The organism is Paenibacillus hemerocallicola, from assembly GCF_006265175.1.
GTDB lineage: Bacteria > Bacillota > Bacilli > Paenibacillales > NBRC-103111 > Paenibacillus_AB > Paenibacillus_AB hemerocallicola.
The window spans coordinates 1-1,093 of sequence record NZ_VDCQ01000139.1; the positions used below are offsets into that span (position 1 = coordinate 1).

3 protein-coding genes are annotated in these 1,093 nt (G+C 40.3%); all 3 read right to left on the bottom strand.

The features are described 5' to 3' along the window. Nucleotides 1-77 precede the first annotated feature (77 nt). Nucleotides 78-494, bottom strand: a complete 417-nt coding sequence (locus tag FE784_RS40350) for a Kelch repeat-containing protein (RefSeq protein ID WP_139607949.1) — start codon at nt 492-494, stop codon at nt 78-80. A gap of 192 nt (nt 495-686) precedes the next feature. After that, nucleotides 687-794, bottom strand: coding sequence for a hypothetical protein (locus FE784_RS43090; RefSeq protein WP_139607950.1), 108 nt, complete (start codon nt 792-794; stop codon nt 687-689). Then, the gene (locus FE784_RS42565) at nt 772-906 is read right to left on the bottom strand and encodes a hypothetical protein (RefSeq protein ID WP_281287220.1); all 135 of its coding nucleotides are present in this window, start codon (nt 904-906) and stop codon (nt 772-774) included. The genes FE784_RS43090 and FE784_RS42565 overlap by 23 nt, the downstream gene beginning before the upstream one ends. Nucleotides 907-1,093 lie beyond the last annotated feature (187 nt).

A 1,093-nucleotide genomic window follows, 5' to 3' on the forward strand; every position in this document is an offset into this window, starting at 1 on the left:
GATGTTTTTGATTTTGATTAGACTATATCCTATTGATAAAATATCCCCCGCCAGCAATAACCAGCGGGGGTTACTCATTAATTACCGCTATATTCATTTACCTCAAACGTTTCGATCTTACTGAATGCAATGTAATCCTTACGGGTGATGAAGTTCGCCAGATTAAAGTTCTTGCTGATCGTGTACACTTCCGGACCTGTGCCGGCTGCGCGACCGTTGTACCAAGACAGGTATGCGCTCAGCTCGGAGGCAGAAAGATCGTATTCCTTTTCAAGCCCGCTTACGAGAGACTTCTGCCCTCCAAATAGATATATCTTTCCGCCGATTACTGTTGCACTGAGGCTAAGCCTACCTACAGGCATTGTACTTTGTTTTTGCACCAGAATATTCGCTATAGGATCGAACTCAAATATTTTTGAAGATGGTAAACTTGGATCCCGCCCACCGAAAATGTATATCTTATTATTAAACGTTACCGCAGTTAAACCATCCATATAGTTGGGAAATTGTGCCTTAGTTGTAAATGATCCCGTTGTGTCATACTCATCTATATTTTTTGTAGTAGTTCCAGTCCCCGTTTGACCACCGAATATATTTTCTCATTTAGTTTCGCAGCACCAAATGCAACTCTTGGAGTTGGCATATTTCCCAACGGGGTCCATGTATTTGTAGCCGGATTATATTTGTTAATATTTCTTAATATTTCTTAATTTAGTGCTCCCATTCTTCCCACCAAATACATATACCTCACCATTCACTTCAACTGCTTGATTATAGGCCCCTGGATTCGGCATTGAGGAATTTTGTCCAAACACCAGTTGTATTCGCTACCGCTGACACCGAAAACATCGGAACCACTAATACAACCATCATGACCATCAAAAGTAATTGCTTCAGCTTCTTCATAATTCCTCCTATATTTATGGATTTGTCATAAATTCAACCGTTCTAAAGGTAAAGTATGACAATCGTCTAAACATAAAGTCTCAGAAATTGTAGAATCAGGTCGAATGATTGAAATATTTTGGGAGAGGATTTTTGGGGAAAGAAAAAAGGAAAGACGGTCGCCCGCGTTGGGTAACCGTCTTTTAGT

Coding starts and splice junctions, on each gene's coding strand:
- FE784_RS43090 (WP_139607950.1), bottom strand. CDS start 794: ATGCCGAATCCAGGGGCCTATAATCAAGCAGTTGAAGTGAATGGTGAG.
- FE784_RS42565 (WP_281287220.1), bottom strand. CDS start 906: ATGAAGAAGCTGAAGCAATTACTTTTGATGGTCATGATGGTTGTATTA.
- FE784_RS40350 (WP_139607949.1), bottom strand. CDS start 494: ATGGATGGTTTAACTGCGGTAACGTTTAATAATAAGATATACATTTTC.